Here is a 15,263-nt window from a genome sequence, read left to right as displayed (position 1 = left end):
CCGTCAATGGTCACCTCGGTCTGCTCCCAGGCCTGCGGAGCGAGGACCACGCTGTCGGTCAGCGCCACCCGGATGCAAGCAATCGATGTCAGGTCAGTGTGACAACGATCTTGCCGGCGCCGCCCGCGGAGAGCTCGTGCGCTTCCCGAATGGAGCCGAGGGGCAGCACGTGGTCGACTCGCGGGCTATACAGTCCAAGCCGGCCGAGGTAGGCGGCGTGGTCGAGAAGGGAGGAGTCGTTGACGGCGTCCACTTTGCGGAGGCCCAGACGTGCGGCTCCCTCTGCGTCGATGACGGTGATGACCCGGGAGGTGTCTCCGACGATGTCCACCAGGTCCGGCAGTGACGCCGACGGCGCCGAATGCAGGGCGGCATGGATCCCCTCCGGAGCCAGCGCTTTGACACGGTAGGCGAGCCCCGGGCCGTACGTGGTCGCTGCTACTCCGAGCTTGTCGAGGTATTCGTGGTTCTCCTGCCGTGCCGTGCCAATCACGCGGGCACCGGCGGCCAACGCGAAGGCCGCTGCAGCGCTTCCCACGGCACCTGATGCGCCCTCGATGAGGAACGTCTTACCTGACAGGTCCCCGAGCGCGTTGAGCACCCCTGCAGCCGTGGCGGAGGCGAGCCCCGCGGCGGCCGCCTGTTCCACCGACCAGTTGGAAGGAACCTTGCTCCAGGCCGTGAGCGCCGCGAACTCCGCAGTGGTATCACTCACGCCCCCAAGTCCGAAAACGAGGTCCCCGACACGTGCGTTCGAGACTCCCTCTCCGACCTCGTCGATGACTCCAACGGCATCGCGTCCAGGTATTGCAGGCAGCCCGGTGGGAAGCACCTCCTGCATAACGCCAGAACGAAGCAGATAATCGATCGGATTGACGCTCACCGCCTGCACCTTGATTCGGACGGAACCCGTTGTGGCGTGGGGTTCGGTGGTTTCCTCGATGATCATCACGTCCGGGTTCCCGTACTCGTGATAGCGCGCAGCCCGCATGGGGTCTCCTTGACTTCCCGTGCAGGGCGTTTCCCTGCAGCAGTGCCAGCCTAGAACCTGACGCTAACGTCAGGTGCAAGTGGAGGGTGGACGCTGCGCAGGGCGACAGGCAGCCGAACGGGCAGCCCTGAGGTTAGACAGCCTCGAGGGAGCGGGCGTTCGAGGCGGTGATGAGGTCATCGAGCCGTTCACGCGCCTCGTGCAGTTTTGAGATGCGATGCGCCAGCGCCTCGCGTTCGGCCTGCAGCATCGCTTGCTGTTCCTTGGTGGTGCCGCCTGTGTCGATGCACGGCAGCAGCTCCGCGATGCGGCGGCTGCTCAGTCCCGCCGCATACAGGGTCTGGAAAAATCTGACGCGGTCCACGGTGCTGCTTTCGAACTCGCGCTGGCCGCCGGAGGTGCGCGTGCTCACCAGCAGTCCCTGCTCCTCGTAGTACCGCAGCGCCCGCACACTCACTCCAGACTGCCGAGCCAGTTCACCGATCCGCATTGACGCTCCCTTCGCATGGCGTCTTCATTCAGCGCCGCGTTAGATTTGCACCTGACGTTAGCGTCAGGTTCTAGTCTCATTATATGACTTCTCTTTTCGACACCGTGCCCCTCGGTGGACTGCGCCTCCCGAACCGGATCGTCATGTCTCCCATGACGCGAATACGCTCCGACGTGGAGGCCCTTGCCACGGCATCCATGGCAACCTACTACGCGCAGCGGGCGACCGCGGGACTGATCATCACGGAGGGCATCCACCCCAGCCCCGAAGGACAGTCGAATCCACTGAGCCCGGGCTTGTACAACGCGGCGCAGATCGATTCCTGGAGGCAGGTCACATCAGCCGTACACGTCAACGGCGGCCGGATCTTTGCCCAGATCATGCACGCCGGCAGAATCAGTCACCCCGACACCACCGGCCACCAGGCTGTGGCGCCCTCGGCGGTTGCAGCCCGTGACGCCTATGTCTTCACCCCCTCCGGCCCGCAGCCGGCACCCGTGCCACGCGCTCTGGCAACCAGCGAAGTGCGCGGTGTGGCGGAGTTGCACGCGACGGCGGCGCAGGGGGCTATGGAGGCAGGTTTCGACGGCGTGGAAATTCATGGCGCAAACGGTTATCTGATCGGGCAGTTCCTGTCGAGCAATGCCAATCTCCGCACCGATCGCTACGGCGGAACGGTCACCGGCCGCATCCGCTTCGCGGTGGAAGCCGTCACCGCGACGGCCGATGCAATCGGCGCGGACCGCGTTGGCCTGCGCGTATCGCCGGGCGCGGGCATCTGGGACGTAAGCGAGTCGGACATTGCCGAGTTGTACGGGGCGCTGCTAGACGAACTGGCCCCACTCGGGCTGGCCTATCTCCACGTGGCAGCAAGTCCGGATGAAGACGTGATCCGCGGTCTGCGCCGGGCATGGGAGGGCACTCTCATCGTCAATCCGTCGAAGCCCGGCAGTGCAGTTCCTTCGACAGGCGAGGATGCTGACCGTTGGCTACATGAGGGCGCTGATCTGATCTCGTTCGGGCGGGCCTTCCTGGCCAATCCCGACCTTGTCGAACGCCTGCGCGCGGACCATCCTCTCGCCGTGGCCGATACTGAAAGTTATTACAAGGGCGGCGACGAGGGCTATATCACCTACCAGCCCTTCTCTCACGAACAATCCGCTTTGATGACATCGCAGGGGTGAGTGCGCTTCCGCCAACGTCCATCCTCAAGGCTATTTTGCTAAGGAACGTGGTGGAGTTCCGCTTCAACGTGTAGTCGGATTGCCGGAAGCGGCCGACTCAGTGAGCGCGGCGGCGTAGATGCGCATCGACCGCTGGTGGCGGGGCAACGTTTCTGTCTTCGCTTCGATAGTGATACGGAGTGCTTCATCCTTGCGTCCAACGCTATGTCTTGGTAGCCACGCTCCATAAATCACGCGGCTCATTCGGGCCCAGGGCGCCTGCGGTCGCGCTTGGTCTCGGAGCGTAACCGTTTTCCTTCGAGGCGACGACGTCGCGAGCCACTCGTCGGACGGGTCGGTCGCCGGATGACAGTGGGAGCCACTGCGTCTCGCAGGACTGCGGCGAGGCGTTGTCTCGCCGCAGTCCTATTAAGTCGTTGGGAGCGGTGCGCGGAGGCACTTATCGTAAGCACCGTGCCCGAGAGTCTCCCGGAGAGCCGGTCGATGACGAGTTCGCGTTGGGCCTCACTCAGTGCCGTTGTCGTACCTAGATCGAGACTGAGTTGCACACGTGAGTCGGCGGTATTGACGCTCTGGCCGCCGGGGCCGGAGGCTCGGGAGAACTGCTCGACCAGCTCTCCCGCTGGTACCCGGAGGCCGCGGGGCGCTCCGGGCCCCGGGGCCACACGCAAGTCGTCCACATGATTATTGTGCCGCAACCCCGACGACACGGTTGCCCCGATCAGCGCCGGTTGGAGGAGTTCCGCTTCACCGTCTAGATCGGCCCGGTAGTGGCCGCGGCCGTAGCCGTCCGCTGCCTTGTTCCGGCGAATCTTGCCAGAGCATGACCTTCTCTACCTCGACAAGGCAGGGACGCACCTGCAGCGGCCAACCGCTTCTCGCATCCCGTATCGTTAACTGGTGGTCACACGACGTGAAGCAGCTCAGATCCTTGATATTCCGCTGGAGATGGCACACCGTCACGGAATCCCTGCCAGACTGTCAGACGCTGAGTTGTCGGAGCTTTTGCACAATCCACCGGTCTGGCTCGTCCAGTCCAAGGAAAACCGGACGAGCAAGCGACCTGTCTGGGTCCAGTTGACCTGCGCGGTCTGTGGTTTCTCGGAAGCCACGCGGCCTAAGAAGTGGTGGCCGACGTTCACCTACGTTTGTTGCGCCCACCACGCCCTCGATGAAATCCCGCCGGTAATGCCGGGTCTGGTTCGCAGCGAGTACGACGGAATTGGCAGCCGGTTCGTCGGCATCGTTGATGTAGAAGTGCCCGTTTCCTGACATCCGTCGCCCGGCCGTGATCCGAGCGAATCCCGGCTCAATCTCAGCCGTCCGACAGGCGCTCGGTCAGCTCGTCGATGAAGCTCCGAGCGTCGCCTTGCGCCGGATCGTCAGCGGATGCGCGCTTGATGGCACCCTGGAGGACCTTGGCGGCCTGAGCGACGTCCCCTTTGCTATCAGCGAGCACCACCGCGTTCTGAACCGCCTCGCCCAACCGACTGAGCTCGGAAGGCGAGGTCCCCGCGCTTCCGTCGCGGAAGAAGCGAAGCCAGTTGCCAGCAGGGTCGACGAGTCTGAATCCGCTCATACCGTCCGCGTTCTTGCGGGAGCGCGGCCGTGTGATCCGCGGGAATCCCTTGATCGGCAGTTTTCCGTACGCCTCGCGGAGGCCTGCAGCGAACTCCTCCCAGATCGGGCCGGTGTCATCGACGATGACGAGGCAGGAGCTGTGCGAGGACTCTGGTGTGTGGCCGTCCAGTCCGTAGTACTGCAGGTCGAACCCGTGACCGTTGAGGCCGAGGGCCGGATTCGGTCGAAGTTGGCGGTAGGTGGTGCGGAAGCCTAGGGTGGCGAAGAAAGGTTCGATCTCGTCGATGTCGGCGCAAGGCAGCAGGGGAATCGTGCGGGGGTAGGACACCTCAGCACTCTACGCCGGGAGAATCGACGATCCAGACCTTGCTCCGTGCTGGAACATGGTTGAGTTCCGCCAGGTCGGTCGTGTCCGCAACCTCAGATGGCGGCGTCCATCCCGCGGGTCTTCAGCAGCTCGCGCTGGTTGGGGTGCACCGACTCGCGGAACGGCATCTCAACCACGTCGGCGCTGACTGGGCTCCCGGGCTCCGTAGCGTAGGAGTCAGGCAGGTGTACCCACATCTTCGTGCCAAGCGCAGCGAGATCAAGTGGAACAAATCCCATCGCGATGTTGGTGCCCAGCTCCGGCGAATACCAGGGTGAGGTGACGTAGCCGATGGGATCGCCGTCCTGCGCTGCGCTGATCAACCAGAAGTCGGGTGCATAGTCGTCGATCGGCAGGCCACCGAGTTTCATGCCCACGAGGGTGTGGGTATATGGAGGTGATCCGGCTTCCACTGCGTCACGCGCCGCTTCCAAGGCTTCTTTCCCGATGTAGTTCGCGGTCTTCTGCCTGGGAATCTGATAGCCCAGATTGACCTGGAACGGCAGCGTCTCGGCATCCATATCCTGGCCCCAGGACAGAATCCCTGCTGCGATCCGCCGGTGGTGTGCCGGAGCGACCACCATGAGGCTGTGTCGTTTGCCTGTTTCCAGAACGGCATTCCACAGTTGCTCCGCGTGCAGGGTCGCGTCACGAAGATAGATCTCGTACCCTTTCTCGCCGGTGAACCCAGTCTGCGAAACGATGACCTCACAACCGCCGACCGATGAGGAAAGCAATCCGTAGGAGGGGATCTCCGCGGCTTCCTGCCCAATCAGGTCCACCATAAGGTCGACAGATTTAGGTCCCTGGATCTGCACGGGCGAAACGTCGATCTCGCTGATACTCACATTGAAGCGCTTGCCTACATTGACTCCTTGAAGCCATAGCCACAGGTCGGAGTCGGAGAGACTGAACCAGAACTCGTCGTCCGCAACGCGAAGCAACACCGGGTCGTTGAGGATTCCTCCGGCTTCGTTGCACAGGATTACGTATCGCGCCCGCATAGGTGGAATCTTTGTGGCATCGCGGGTGATGACAAAGTCCACGAAGGCCTCCGCATCCGGGCCCTTGACCTGAATCTGGCGCTCGACGGCAACGTTCCACATGGTGACGTGTCTGACCAGTGCCTCATACTCGGCCATCATCCCGCCGTCCTCGGGGCGAATGTAGCCTCTCGGGTGGTACATCCGGTTGTAGACCTGCGCACGCCAGCAGCCTGCTTCGTGGGAAAGGTGCCAATACGGTGATTTCCGGACCCGGGTGTCTATCTGCAATTCCACGGGCGTTGGTCCCGATTGGCGGAGGTTGATCGGAACTATTCGATCACGCTGGTTAACCGATGGGACGTTGTGATGCATCGGAACTCCCTCTCGGCCGGCGCAGGGGAACTATAGACCGAAGCAGTCGGCGTAGTCTCATAAGGTGGAACTGAAGTCCCACATAATGAGTGTAGGAGCACGCGGATGTGGCGTGCAAGGGATCTGTCAGCTGAAAGCGCCGGGGTCAGGAAAAGATGCTTCTTTGCCTGCACGCCGGGCCAGGATTCGTGAAAGCAAGCCGGCTTCGGAAACCAGCAGGGCACCAATTTCCTGGTGGGAGTGCTCCAGCCTGAAGGCCGGACCTGATACTCCAATGGCCGCAAGAACTCTTCCATGGCTGTCACTGACGGGTGCGGCGAGTGCGTCCAGCCCCTCCTCAAGCTCACTTCGGGTCAGCGAATAGCCCTGTTCCCGGACCGTGGCGAGCTCACCCTCGAGCGCTGCAACACTCCGCACCGTGGTGGGTGTCCTCTGCTCGAGTGGATCTTTGGGTAGGGGGAGAGCCCCGAAGGCATACAGCACTTTGCCGAGTGCCGAGCAGTGCGGCGGTAGATCCACTCCCACCCAATTAGTCGTGCCAAGGAGATAACTGGAGTCGGTCTGGGCAACGTGAACTACCGCGTCACCGCGGGGAACACCAAGAGTTACAGATTCGCCGGTTTCCTCGGCGATCCGTTCAAGCATTGGTTGTGCGGCGGTGGCCAGGGACTCCACGCGGTCAAACCGGTTCGCATAGTGGGTGAACAGCGCGCCTCCCTGGAAGTGCCCCTCATGGTTGCGTTCCAGCATTCCATTGCGTTCAAGCGCCTGTAGCAGTCGCGAAACGGTGGACCGCGCCAACCCGGTCCGGTCCACCAGCTCGGTGAAGGAGATCGGATCGGCGGCACGTACTACCAGGGAGAGCAGCAGCGCGGCACGGTCAATGGATTGAGATCCGTTGGTCACCTGCTGCCTCCTTCACCTGCTCGCCGCAACACTTCTCCGATCCGCCCGAAAGTCGGCCGCTGACGGCAGGTCCAGACTCTACCAGCGGCGAGCGCGCGGGCGTCGCGCCGGGCAGCGACCATGCCATTCCCGGCTCACTGCACGACATTGCAGGGCCCACGGAATCGAGGCGGATTCTTGACACCCGGATTCCTGACAACGATTCTGGGAGGGCTCCGTGCGGAAGCAGGCGCGGCGGACGACGGCGAGACGCAGGCTGCAGGGCACGCGGAGAACCGGGTGATGGAGGAGCAGACCATGAATACCGTTCCAACCCGGGCGCAGGCAGTGGTCATTGGCGCAGGCATTGTAGGCAACTCCCTGGTGCATCACCTTGCGCGGCTGGGTTGGCGGGACATTGTGCAGATCGACAAGGGCCCTCTCCCCAATCCCGGCGGTTCAACCGGTCACGCATCCAACTTCATTTTCCCCGTGAACCACCCGCGGGGCGTTACAGACCTCATTCTGGACAGCGTTCGCCAGTACAGGGAAATGGGGGTGTTCACCGCATCCGGCGGGTTCGAGGTGGCGCGCACGGAGGAGCGGATGGAGGAACTCCGCCGGCGTATGTCCTCAGCGAAGGCGTGGGGCATTGATTCCGAACTGGTCACACCAGGGCAAATTCATGAGTTGGTTCCCTTCCTTGACCCGTCGGTACTTGTCGGTGGTTTCTGGACCCCGTCAGCCGGCGTCGTCGACTCCGTGCGTGCGGGTGAAATCATGCGCGAACAGGCGCTGCAACGTGGGGCGCTGCAGGTTGTTTCCGAGGTGGAGGTGATCGGTCTCGACGTCGAGGGTGGCCGGATTCGCCGTGTCAGGACCACCGGAGGAGATATCGAGGCCGCGACCGTCGTCGTGGCATGTGGGGTGTGGAGTCCGCGCATAGCGGCAATGGCCGGGGCATCCATCCCGCTGACGCCTGCCGTGCACCAGCTCATCAAGGTGGGTCCGGTGCCCCGGTTCGCAGATACATCAGGGGAAATTTCCTTCCCCATCATCAGAGACATGGATACTTTCTGCTACGAACGCCAGCACGGTTCCGACCTGGAGGTCGGATCCTATGCGCACCGTCCCATACTGCTCGATGCCGACAGGATCCCATCGATTGACCAGGCGGTTCTCTCGCCCACCGAAATGCCGTTCACCGCGGGTGATTTTCAGCCGCAACTGGAGCAGGCCAGGGAGTTGATGCCTGAGATTCTGGGGAATCCGGACGTGAAGATCAACTACGCGATCAACGGACTGCTCTCGCTTACCGCGGATGGCGGACAGATTCTGGGAGAGACGCCGGAGGTTGCGGGCCTCTGGTCAGCGGCCGCGGTGTGGATCAGGGAAGGTCCGGCCGTTGGGCGTCTGTTGGCCGAGTGGATGACCCATGGGAATCCCGGAATCGATCTTCACCACGCCGACGTCGGGCGTTTCTATCCACACCAACGGACCCGCGAGCACGTAAGGGCACGCGCAGCGGAGGGATTCAACAAGACATACGGGATTGTGCATCCCGGGGAGCAGTGGGGCAGCAACCGCAACGTACGGCTGGCACCGATGCACTCCAGCCAGCGCGAACTCGGGGCGGAGTTCTTCGAGGCCGCCGGCTGGGAACGACCCATGTGGTACAACTCCAACGAGGCCCTGTTGGGTGAGTACGGTGACGCCGTCATGCCGCGGGAGGTGGAGTGGGACAGCCGGTGGTGGTCGCCCATCATCAACGCCGAGCATCTTGCGATGCGCGAGCGCGCGGGTGTCGTTGACCTGTCGTCGTTCGCGATCTTCGATGTCGTTGGTCCGGGGGCGCTCGCGGCAGTTCAGCGCACGATCGTGGCGCAGGCCGACGTCGGGATTGGCCGGGTCATCTACACGCCTGTGCTCGATTCCCGCGGCGGTATCCGCGCCGACCTCACGGTGATGCGGCTCGGCGACGGGCACTACCGTGTGGTTACCGGCGGGCTGACGGGCAATATCGACCGCAGGCGGTTTCAGGATCATCTGCCGACCGATGGCAGCGCCCAGCTTGTCGACCAGACATCGGCCTATACAACCGTCGGACTCTGGGGGCCGCGTGCCCGGGACATTCTTGGGGCCCTCACGGATCACGACGTCAGTCATGAGGGCTTCCTGTTCAGCTCCTGCCGCAACATCCAGGTTGGCCCGCTCTCCGTGCTCGCGTCCCGGATATCCTACGTTGGCGAGCTGGGATGGGAACTCTATGTACCGATGGAGCAGGGCGCGCGGCTGTGGGACCTCGTCCGCTCGGCGGGGGCGCCGCACGGGCTTGTTCCGGTGGGAACCGGTGTCTATGGAGGCACCGGACGCATCGAAAAAAGCTACCGGGCGCACGGCGCCGAACTCGACACTGAGCGCACCCTGGTTGAGGCCGGACTGATGCGGCCCCGCGTCAAGGACGCCGAGTTCACCGGCCGCGACAAATACATTGCACAGCGCGCCGAGGATCCCGCAGCCATCCTCTGTTCCCTGACGGTGGACGATCATGTCTCTGCCAACGGACGACGTCGATACATGCTTGGCGGCGAACCGATCGTTGAGCGAGATGGAGCGCCCCTGATCGACGGACTCGGGCGGCGCGCATACGTCACCTCAGCGGGGTCCGCGCCGTCCCTGGGAAAGCATGTGCTGATGAGCTATCTTCCGCCCGCGCTCGCAGTAGTTGGCACCGAATTGGCCGTCGACTACATGGAGGATTTGTATCCCGTCACGGTGGCGGCGACCGGTGCCACACCACTGTTCGATGCGGAGAACAAACGGATCAAGGCGTAGCGGCCCGTTGCCTTGCCGTGCCCTGATGGGAAAATTTGGTTGCATCTCGGTAACAACCATCACCACGCTTTGCTTTTGATACCTAGTGGTAACAATTACCCCTTAGGCTTTTCTGCATGTGAGGCACGCCACTTTGAAGACCAAAGTGCGTGTCAGTCCTTTGTAAAACCATGAAGGACATCTTCCACAACATGAAACAAGGAGGCGGAATGCGTTTCGGACGTACTTCCAAAGCCGTAGGTGTAGCTGCTGTAGCTGCACTTGCACTGAGCGCCTGCGCCGAAAGCGGCGGCGGCGAAGATCCCGGCACAGGGGGCGAGGGGCAGGCCCAGGGCGGCACCATAAGCGTTGCTGAAGTGAACCCCTTCAGCTCGTTCAACTCGGACACCGCCACTGGCAATGTGGATATCAATAACAAGGTTGGGCTTCTCACCAAGAACAACTTCAACTACATCAACAGTGACCTTGAGGTAGTTCCCCGCGAGGAATTTGGCACCTACGAGGTCGTCTCTGAAGATCCGCTCACGGTCACTTACACAGTTAACGAAGGCGTTACCTGGTCTGATGGTGAAGCGGTTGACGCTGACGATCTCTTGCTGTCATGGGCTGCCACTTCTGCCTACTTCGACGACGAATCGGATCCCGATCCGGAGGTAGAAGGCGACGAGACCGGCACTACTTACTTCTCCGCTGCCTCTACTGCTGGGCTCGACCTCACCGCAATGCCGGAACTTGGAGAGGATGGGCGTTCAATCACCCTTGTCTACTCCGAACCCTACGCGGATTGGGAGATCGCCTTTGCGGTCACCGATACTCCTGCGCACGTCGTTGCTACCAATGCAGGGCTCGCTGACGGTGACGCTCTGATCGAAGCAATTCAGAACGCCCCGGAAGGGGACCCTGAGAACCCTGAGGATCGACCGGATATCTCTGCCATGGCAGACTTCTGGAATGCCGGATTCGACTCGACAAGCCTGCCGAGTGATCCTTCCCTCTACCTCTCGAGCGGACCTTACGTCATCTCGGAGATGGTCCCGGACCAGTCCATGACGCTGATTCGCAACGATGACTACAACTGGGGCCCGGTCCCTGCGATCGATGAGATCACCATCCGTTACATCGGAGATGCGAACGCTCAGGTTCAGGCGTTGCAGAACGGTGAGGTTGACATCATCCAGCCTCAGGCTTCAGCGGATACCTTGACGGCCCTTGAGGCGATTGACGGCATCGAGGTTCTTCAGGGACCAGAACTGTCCTTCGATCACCTTGACCTTTACCAAGAGGGTGGAGTCTTCGCCGATGAGAACGTGCGCAAAGCGTTCATGAAGACGGTGCCGCTGGAAGCAATCGTTGATGCGACAGTTCGCCCCCTCGATCCTGAGATCGGTCCGCGTATGTCGCACATTTTCGACTTCGGCACTGAGCCTTACAATGCTGCGATCGAGGAGAACGGCTCATCTGAGTACGCTGAGGTCGACATCGAGGGCGCCATGGAGTTGCTTGACGGGGCGACTCCGGAAGTTCGGATCATGTACAACGCGGAGAACCCCAACCGCGTGGATGCTTATACGCTCATTGCCGAAAGTGCCGAGCAGGCTGGCTTCCGTGTAGTTGACGTCGGGCTTCCCGGCGCTGAATGGGGACCTGCCCTTGAAGAGGGTGGCGCTCGCTGGGATGCGACGATCTTCGGATGGATCAGCCCCGGAGTTGGCGTAACCGGAGTTCCTCAGCTCTACGGCTGTGGTTCTGCATCGAACTACGCGAAATGGTGCAATGAGGAAGCCGATGCCGCAATGGACGAGCTCATCCTGACCACTGATCCGGCCGAGCAGCAGGAACTTCAGATCCAGGTTGACACGGCGCTCTACGAGACCGGTTTCGGCCTCCCGCTGTTCCAGTCTGTTGGTATCAACGGCGTCAGTGACCGAATCGAAGGCACTGAGTACATGTCCAACCAGGACGGCATCTGGTGGAACTACTGGGAGTGGACCGTAGCCGAGTAGTTAGCGGCCGGCCATAAGTCCGGACGACGACCGAAAATCAGGAAGCGCTGGGGTCGCTAGGCGGCTCCAGCGCTTTCTGACGTTCGACGCGGTTCCTGACACGAGCTTTCTACTGATTGGGAAAACCCAAATTCTAGTTCGGCGTGACCTGGATTACGCTCTTTCATGACCTCCCGGCTTGTCCGGGTCCAACCGGGGAGATCCCGGACGCTCAACCCTGAGGCTTACAAAAAATGCTGACGTATATCGTTCGGCGGCTGATCGTCGCTGTACTCATACTTCTTGGCGCTTCTTTCCTGGTCTATATTCTGACGGCGGTGTCAGGCGATCCCCTCGGAGACCTTCGTGAGAGTAACGCGCCCAATAGGGAACAACTCATAGCGTTTCGCATAGATCTGCTGAACCTGGATGTTCCACCCATACTCCGATACTTCGAGTGGCTCGGTGGAGCGGCTGGGTGCCTCGTCCCCTTCGCCGCAACCTGCGATCTCGGCAACGCCATCAACGGCGCAGAGGTGACCGTTCTTCTTGAGAGGGCCATGGGTCAGACGATCCTTCTGGTCACCGCGGCAACGATTCTGGCGATCCTGATCGGCATCACCCTCGGGGTCATTACTGCGCTTCGCCAATACAGCGGACTCGACTATGGCGTCACTTTCATGGCGTTCCTCTTTTTCTCACTGCCCATCTTCTGGGTGGCGGTTCTGCTCAAGGAGTATGGGGCGATCAGCTTCAACAACTTCCTTCGAGAACCTGATATTTCGCTATTTGCCTTGGTTGTTTGCGGGCTACTCAGTGCGTTCCTCTTCTATCTGGTGTCCGTCGGCAACTTGAAGAAGCGCCTCCTTGCTGCCCTGATCGGATTTGTATTCGCGGTTGCGCTGTTGTGGACATTGGACACACTGGGCTGGTTCCTGACACCCGCGTTTGGGCCAGTCGTTATTGCAATTATTGGCATCGGGCTGGCGTATGGCGTCACTCTCCTCACCGCAGGCCTGAAGAACCGCAGGGCTTTGTACAGCGCGCTCACCGTAGTAGGAATCGGCATGGTGGCGTACTTCGCAGTTCAGCCGCTTCTGGACCGGGCCACCGGCCTCATGATTCTGCTACTCGCAGTAGCGACAGTGCTCGTTGGAGCGGTCGTGGGTTATTTCATGGGCGGATACGACCGTCGGCAGAATATGACGGCCGCCGGGCTGACAGCGTTCCTCATGGGATTCTTCATTCTGCTGGACCGCTTCATGCAGTCGTGGCCGGACTACTTCGACAACAGCCGAATCCGGGGCCGGCCGATTGCCACTATTGGTTCAGCAACGCCCAACATCCAAGGTGATTTTTGGATCATAGGACTCGACACCTTCACTCATCTCCTTCTTCCGACAATCGCCTTGATGCTCATTTCACTTGCGGGCTACAGCCGGTACTCTCGTGCGTCAATGCTCGAAATCATGAATCAGGACTACATCCGCACCGCCCGCGCCAAAGGTTTGGGTGAACGGACCGTCGTCATGCGCCATGCATTCCGCAATGCCCTGATTCCACTGGCTACCCTCGTTGCCTTCGATATCGGTGGGTTGATTGGCGGGGCAATCATCACGGAACAGGTTTTCGCATTCAGCGGCATGGGCCAACTGTTTGTACAGGCGCTGCGCGATGTCGACCTCAACCCGGTCATGGGTGTATTCCTGATAACAGGCATACTTGCCCTGGTCTTCAACCTGGTGGCTGACCTTGTTTATTCGGTCCTTGATCCGCGCGTAAGGGTGAAAGCATGAGCACACGAATCGGCGAAAAAAAGAACAAAGTGAACGTGGGCGGCGAGACAAAGGGTCTCAGCCAGGGACAAATCGTTCGTAAGCGTTTCCTCGGCCACACGGCAGCTGTAGTCAGCATGGTGGTGTTCATTGCAGTAGTACTGCTGGCTTTCACATCCATCGGCTATGCAGGCATACCGGGGTGGTGGAAATGGGACTATGTCGAAACACCAACGTTGGCCACTCCCAATGGCGCTCCGACCTGGACTCTTCCGTTCAACTTCGGAGACCATCCCTTCGGGCAGGACCGGGTTGGCAGAGATCTCTTCGCGATGACCATGCGCGGGGCGCAGCTCTCCCTGATCATCATGTTCATCATCGGTACTATCGGAGGCATCATCGGCGTCGTCGTCGGCGGGGTATCGGGTTACTTCCGCGGATGGGTAGAAGCGGTGTTGATGCGCCTCACCGATGTCATCATCATCATCCCGTTGCTCATTCTTGCCGCAGTTCTTGGCACCGTGGGCTCCGAACTATCCGGACGAGGAACTTTCTTCGACGCGATATTTGGCGGAAGCGCCGGAATCATACTGCTCGGTGTCTTCATCGGGCTGGTCATCTGGACCGGCCTCGCAAGGCTTGTCCGCGGTGAGTTCCTCTCCCTCCGTGAGCGAGAGTTTGTAGACGCCGCAAGAATTGCGGGGGCGTCGAACTCGCGGATCATCTTCAAACACATTCTTCCGAATGCCGTGGGAGTGATCATTGTGAACACCACCCTGGTCATGGCCTCCGCAATCCTCCTGGAATCCGGGCTTTCGTTCCTTGGGCTCGGCGTGCAGCCACCGGATATCTCGCTCGGGAATCTCATCAGTCAAAATCAGGCCGCATTTGCTACGCGCCCTTGGCTCTTCTGGTGGCCGGGTCTGTTTATCGTGATCATCTGTTTGTCGATCAACTTCATCGGCGACGGGTTACGCGATGCGTTCGACCCCCGGCAGAAGAAGTTCAACGCCAAGAAGGCTGCAGAACCAAAGAAGCCGGCCTGATGACCCGCACGATCGTTGGGACTCGACCCAGCGCCGGCCGCGCGCGCGGTGCGGGCATGCTGTCACTGCAGCAAGAAAGTAAGCACGCTCAGCAGCAGCAGCCCGACGACCACGCAAAGCGGTCGCCAGTTGATCCGGCGCTCCACCCTGGCCGCTTCGGTGGCGTCGACGTCGATCAGTCCGCTGTTCACCTGTCGTTCCCATTCGGACCGCACCAGCAGCGCGGCGAGACCGGAGTCAGTGTTGCTCAGGTCCCCGGGCCGGACGCTTCCACCCGCTCCGTAACTCGTGCCCGGAAGGTTCTGCATGTGCTCGGGTTTGCCCGCATGGGTTCCGCGCACTCCGGGAGCGGGGGCGGCCCACGCACTATAGCTACCGTTCGGTGTGACCAACTTCAGCGCGTACTTGGTGTCCACGTGAATCAGGCCGGCCCAGGGAACATCCACGGTCTGGACAGGATTGCGCAGTTGGACTCCGCCGGGCCCGACAACCACCGCCGGAAACCAGAACAGCCACCATGCAAGGGCCGCTGCCGCCAGCAGCGGCGCGGCCGTAACCAGCGCCTGCGGTCCGGACGTCACGACGGAGGCCAACAGACCAACGGCCACAATGACGCCCGCAATCGCGAGTATCCAACGGCTGCTGCGGGGACGGAAAACAGTGGTTTGAGTGGGACCTGCAGGCGAGTTCATACCCCCATATTCCCAACATTTAGCATCAGCGCAGTATTCAGTGGGCAAACAGTCCGCTCGACTGCGCCATATGCACG

The 15,263-nt window shown here is 61.2% G+C and carries 14 protein-coding genes; 6 read left to right on the top strand and 8 right to left on the bottom strand.

The window, feature by feature from the left end; all coding sequences use genetic code 11:
* Nucleotides 1–88: 88 nt before the first annotated feature.
* On the bottom strand, nt 89–991 hold the full coding sequence (locus JOD47_RS02150) for an alcohol dehydrogenase catalytic domain-containing protein (protein ID WP_204531499.1): 903 nt from the start codon (nt 989–991) through the stop codon (nt 89–91).
* Between the two features lie 133 nt (nt 992–1,124).
* Nucleotides 1,125–1,481, bottom strand: a complete 357-nt coding sequence (locus JOD47_RS02145) for a MerR family transcriptional regulator (RefSeq protein WP_204531498.1) — start codon at nt 1,479–1,481, stop codon at nt 1,125–1,127.
* A gap of 83 nt (nt 1,482–1,564) precedes the next feature.
* Between JOD47_RS02145 and JOD47_RS02140 the strand changes: the two genes are divergently transcribed.
* Complete coding sequence (locus tag JOD47_RS02140) at nt 1,565–2,665, top strand: alkene reductase (RefSeq protein ID WP_204531497.1); 1,101 nt, start codon at nt 1,565–1,567, stop codon at nt 2,663–2,665.
* 63 nt (nt 2,666–2,728) lie between these two features.
* Here JOD47_RS02140 and JOD47_RS02135 read toward each other — a convergent pair whose 3' ends face one another.
* Together JOD47_RS02135 and arfB are read right to left on the bottom strand one after the other, a co-directional pair.
* Nucleotides 2,729–2,908: a tetratricopeptide repeat protein gene (locus tag JOD47_RS02135; RefSeq protein WP_204531496.1), complete on the bottom strand. Its 180-nt coding sequence runs from the start codon at nt 2,906–2,908 to the stop codon at nt 2,729–2,731.
* The gene (gene arfB, locus JOD47_RS02130) at nt 2,905–3,345 is read right to left on the bottom strand and encodes an alternative ribosome rescue aminoacyl-tRNA hydrolase ArfB (protein WP_204531495.1); all 441 of its coding nucleotides are present in this window, start codon (nt 3,343–3,345) and stop codon (nt 2,905–2,907) included. Before arfB ends, JOD47_RS02135 begins: the two co-directional genes overlap by 4 nt.
* A gap of 220 nt (nt 3,346–3,565) precedes the next feature.
* Between arfB and JOD47_RS02125 the strand changes: the two genes are divergently transcribed.
* Nucleotides 3,566–3,937 carry a hypothetical protein gene (locus tag JOD47_RS02125; RefSeq protein ID WP_204531493.1) on the top strand — a complete coding sequence of 124 codons (372 nt, stop codon included), beginning with the start codon at nt 3,566–3,568 and terminating at the stop codon, nt 3,935–3,937.
* A 43-nt stretch (nt 3,938–3,980) separates the two neighbouring features.
* Here the strand turns inward: JOD47_RS02125 and JOD47_RS02120 are convergent, their stop codons facing one another.
* The 3 genes from JOD47_RS02120 to JOD47_RS02110 form a co-directional block, all read right to left on the bottom strand.
* Nucleotides 3,981–4,574, bottom strand: a complete 594-nt coding sequence (locus tag JOD47_RS02120; RefSeq protein WP_204531491.1) for a DUF8817 family protein — start codon at nt 4,572–4,574, stop codon at nt 3,981–3,983.
* A 92-nt stretch (nt 4,575–4,666) separates the two neighbouring features.
* The gene (locus JOD47_RS02115) at nt 4,667–5,893 is read right to left on the bottom strand and encodes a glycine cleavage T C-terminal barrel domain-containing protein (protein ID WP_307836179.1); all 1,227 of its coding nucleotides are present in this window, start codon (nt 5,891–5,893) and stop codon (nt 4,667–4,669) included.
* A 204-nt stretch (nt 5,894–6,097) separates the two neighbouring features.
* Nucleotides 6,098–6,877: an IclR family transcriptional regulator gene (locus JOD47_RS02110; protein ID WP_204531487.1), complete on the bottom strand. Its 780-nt coding sequence runs from the start codon at nt 6,875–6,877 to the stop codon at nt 6,098–6,100.
* Between the two features lie 177 nt (nt 6,878–7,054).
* Between JOD47_RS02110 and JOD47_RS02105 the strand changes: the two genes are divergently transcribed.
* From JOD47_RS02105 to JOD47_RS02090, 4 genes are all read left to right on the top strand, one after another.
* Entirely contained in the window at nt 7,055–9,691 is a 2,637-nt protein-coding gene (locus JOD47_RS02105) for a GcvT family protein (protein ID WP_239547977.1), read from the top strand.
* A 209-nt stretch (nt 9,692–9,900) separates the two neighbouring features.
* A complete protein-coding gene (locus JOD47_RS02100) occupies nt 9,901–11,694 on the top strand; it encodes an ABC transporter family substrate-binding protein (protein ID WP_204531484.1) in 1,794 nt (597 codons plus the stop codon).
* 233 nt (nt 11,695–11,927) lie between these two features.
* Nucleotides 11,928–13,469 (top strand): ABC transporter permease, encoded by a 1,542-nt coding sequence (locus tag JOD47_RS02095; RefSeq protein WP_204531482.1) that lies wholly within the window; start codon nt 11,928–11,930, stop codon nt 13,467–13,469.
* Nucleotides 13,466–14,494, top strand: coding sequence for an ABC transporter permease (locus JOD47_RS02090; protein ID WP_204531480.1), 1,029 nt, complete (start codon nt 13,466–13,468; stop codon nt 14,492–14,494). The genes JOD47_RS02095 and JOD47_RS02090 overlap by 4 nt, the downstream gene beginning before the upstream one ends.
* A gap of 62 nt (nt 14,495–14,556) precedes the next feature.
* Here JOD47_RS02090 and JOD47_RS02085 read toward each other — a convergent pair whose 3' ends face one another.
* Nucleotides 14,557–15,186, bottom strand: coding sequence for a PH domain-containing protein (locus JOD47_RS02085; protein WP_204531478.1), 630 nt, complete (start codon nt 15,184–15,186; stop codon nt 14,557–14,559).
* Nucleotides 15,187–15,263 lie beyond the last annotated feature (77 nt).

The organism is Arthrobacter tumbae (assembly GCF_016907495.1).
GTDB classification, from domain to species: domain Bacteria; phylum Actinomycetota; class Actinomycetes; order Actinomycetales; family Micrococcaceae; genus Arthrobacter_D; species Arthrobacter_D tumbae.
This window is presented reverse-complemented; position numbering and strand designations above follow the sequence as displayed.

What these genes read in the sequence shown, in the direction of transcription:
- JOD47_RS02090 (WP_204531480.1), top strand. Translation starts at nt 13,466, where the DNA reads ATGAGCACACGAATCGGCGAAAAAAAGAACAAAGTGAACGTGGGCGGC.
- JOD47_RS02095 (WP_204531482.1), top strand. Translation starts at nt 11,928, where the DNA reads ATGCTGACGTATATCGTTCGGCGGCTGATCGTCGCTGTACTCATACTT.
- JOD47_RS02100 (WP_204531484.1), top strand. Translation starts at nt 9,901, where the DNA reads ATGCGTTTCGGACGTACTTCCAAAGCCGTAGGTGTAGCTGCTGTAGCT.
- JOD47_RS02085 (WP_204531478.1), bottom strand. Translation starts at nt 15,186, where the DNA reads ATGAACTCGCCTGCAGGTCCCACTCAAACCACTGTTTTCCGTCCCCGC.
- JOD47_RS02140 (WP_204531497.1), top strand. Translation starts at nt 1,565, where the DNA reads ATGACTTCTCTTTTCGACACCGTGCCCCTCGGTGGACTGCGCCTCCCG.
- JOD47_RS02145 (WP_204531498.1), bottom strand. Translation starts at nt 1,481, where the DNA reads ATGCGGATCGGTGAACTGGCTCGGCAGTCTGGAGTGAGTGTGCGGGCG.
- JOD47_RS02135 (WP_204531496.1), bottom strand. Translation starts at nt 2,908, where the DNA reads ATGAGCCGCGTGATTTATGGAGCGTGGCTACCAAGACATAGCGTTGGA.
- JOD47_RS02150 (WP_204531499.1), bottom strand. Translation starts at nt 991, where the DNA reads ATGCGGGCTGCGCGCTATCACGAGTACGGGAACCCGGACGTGATGATC.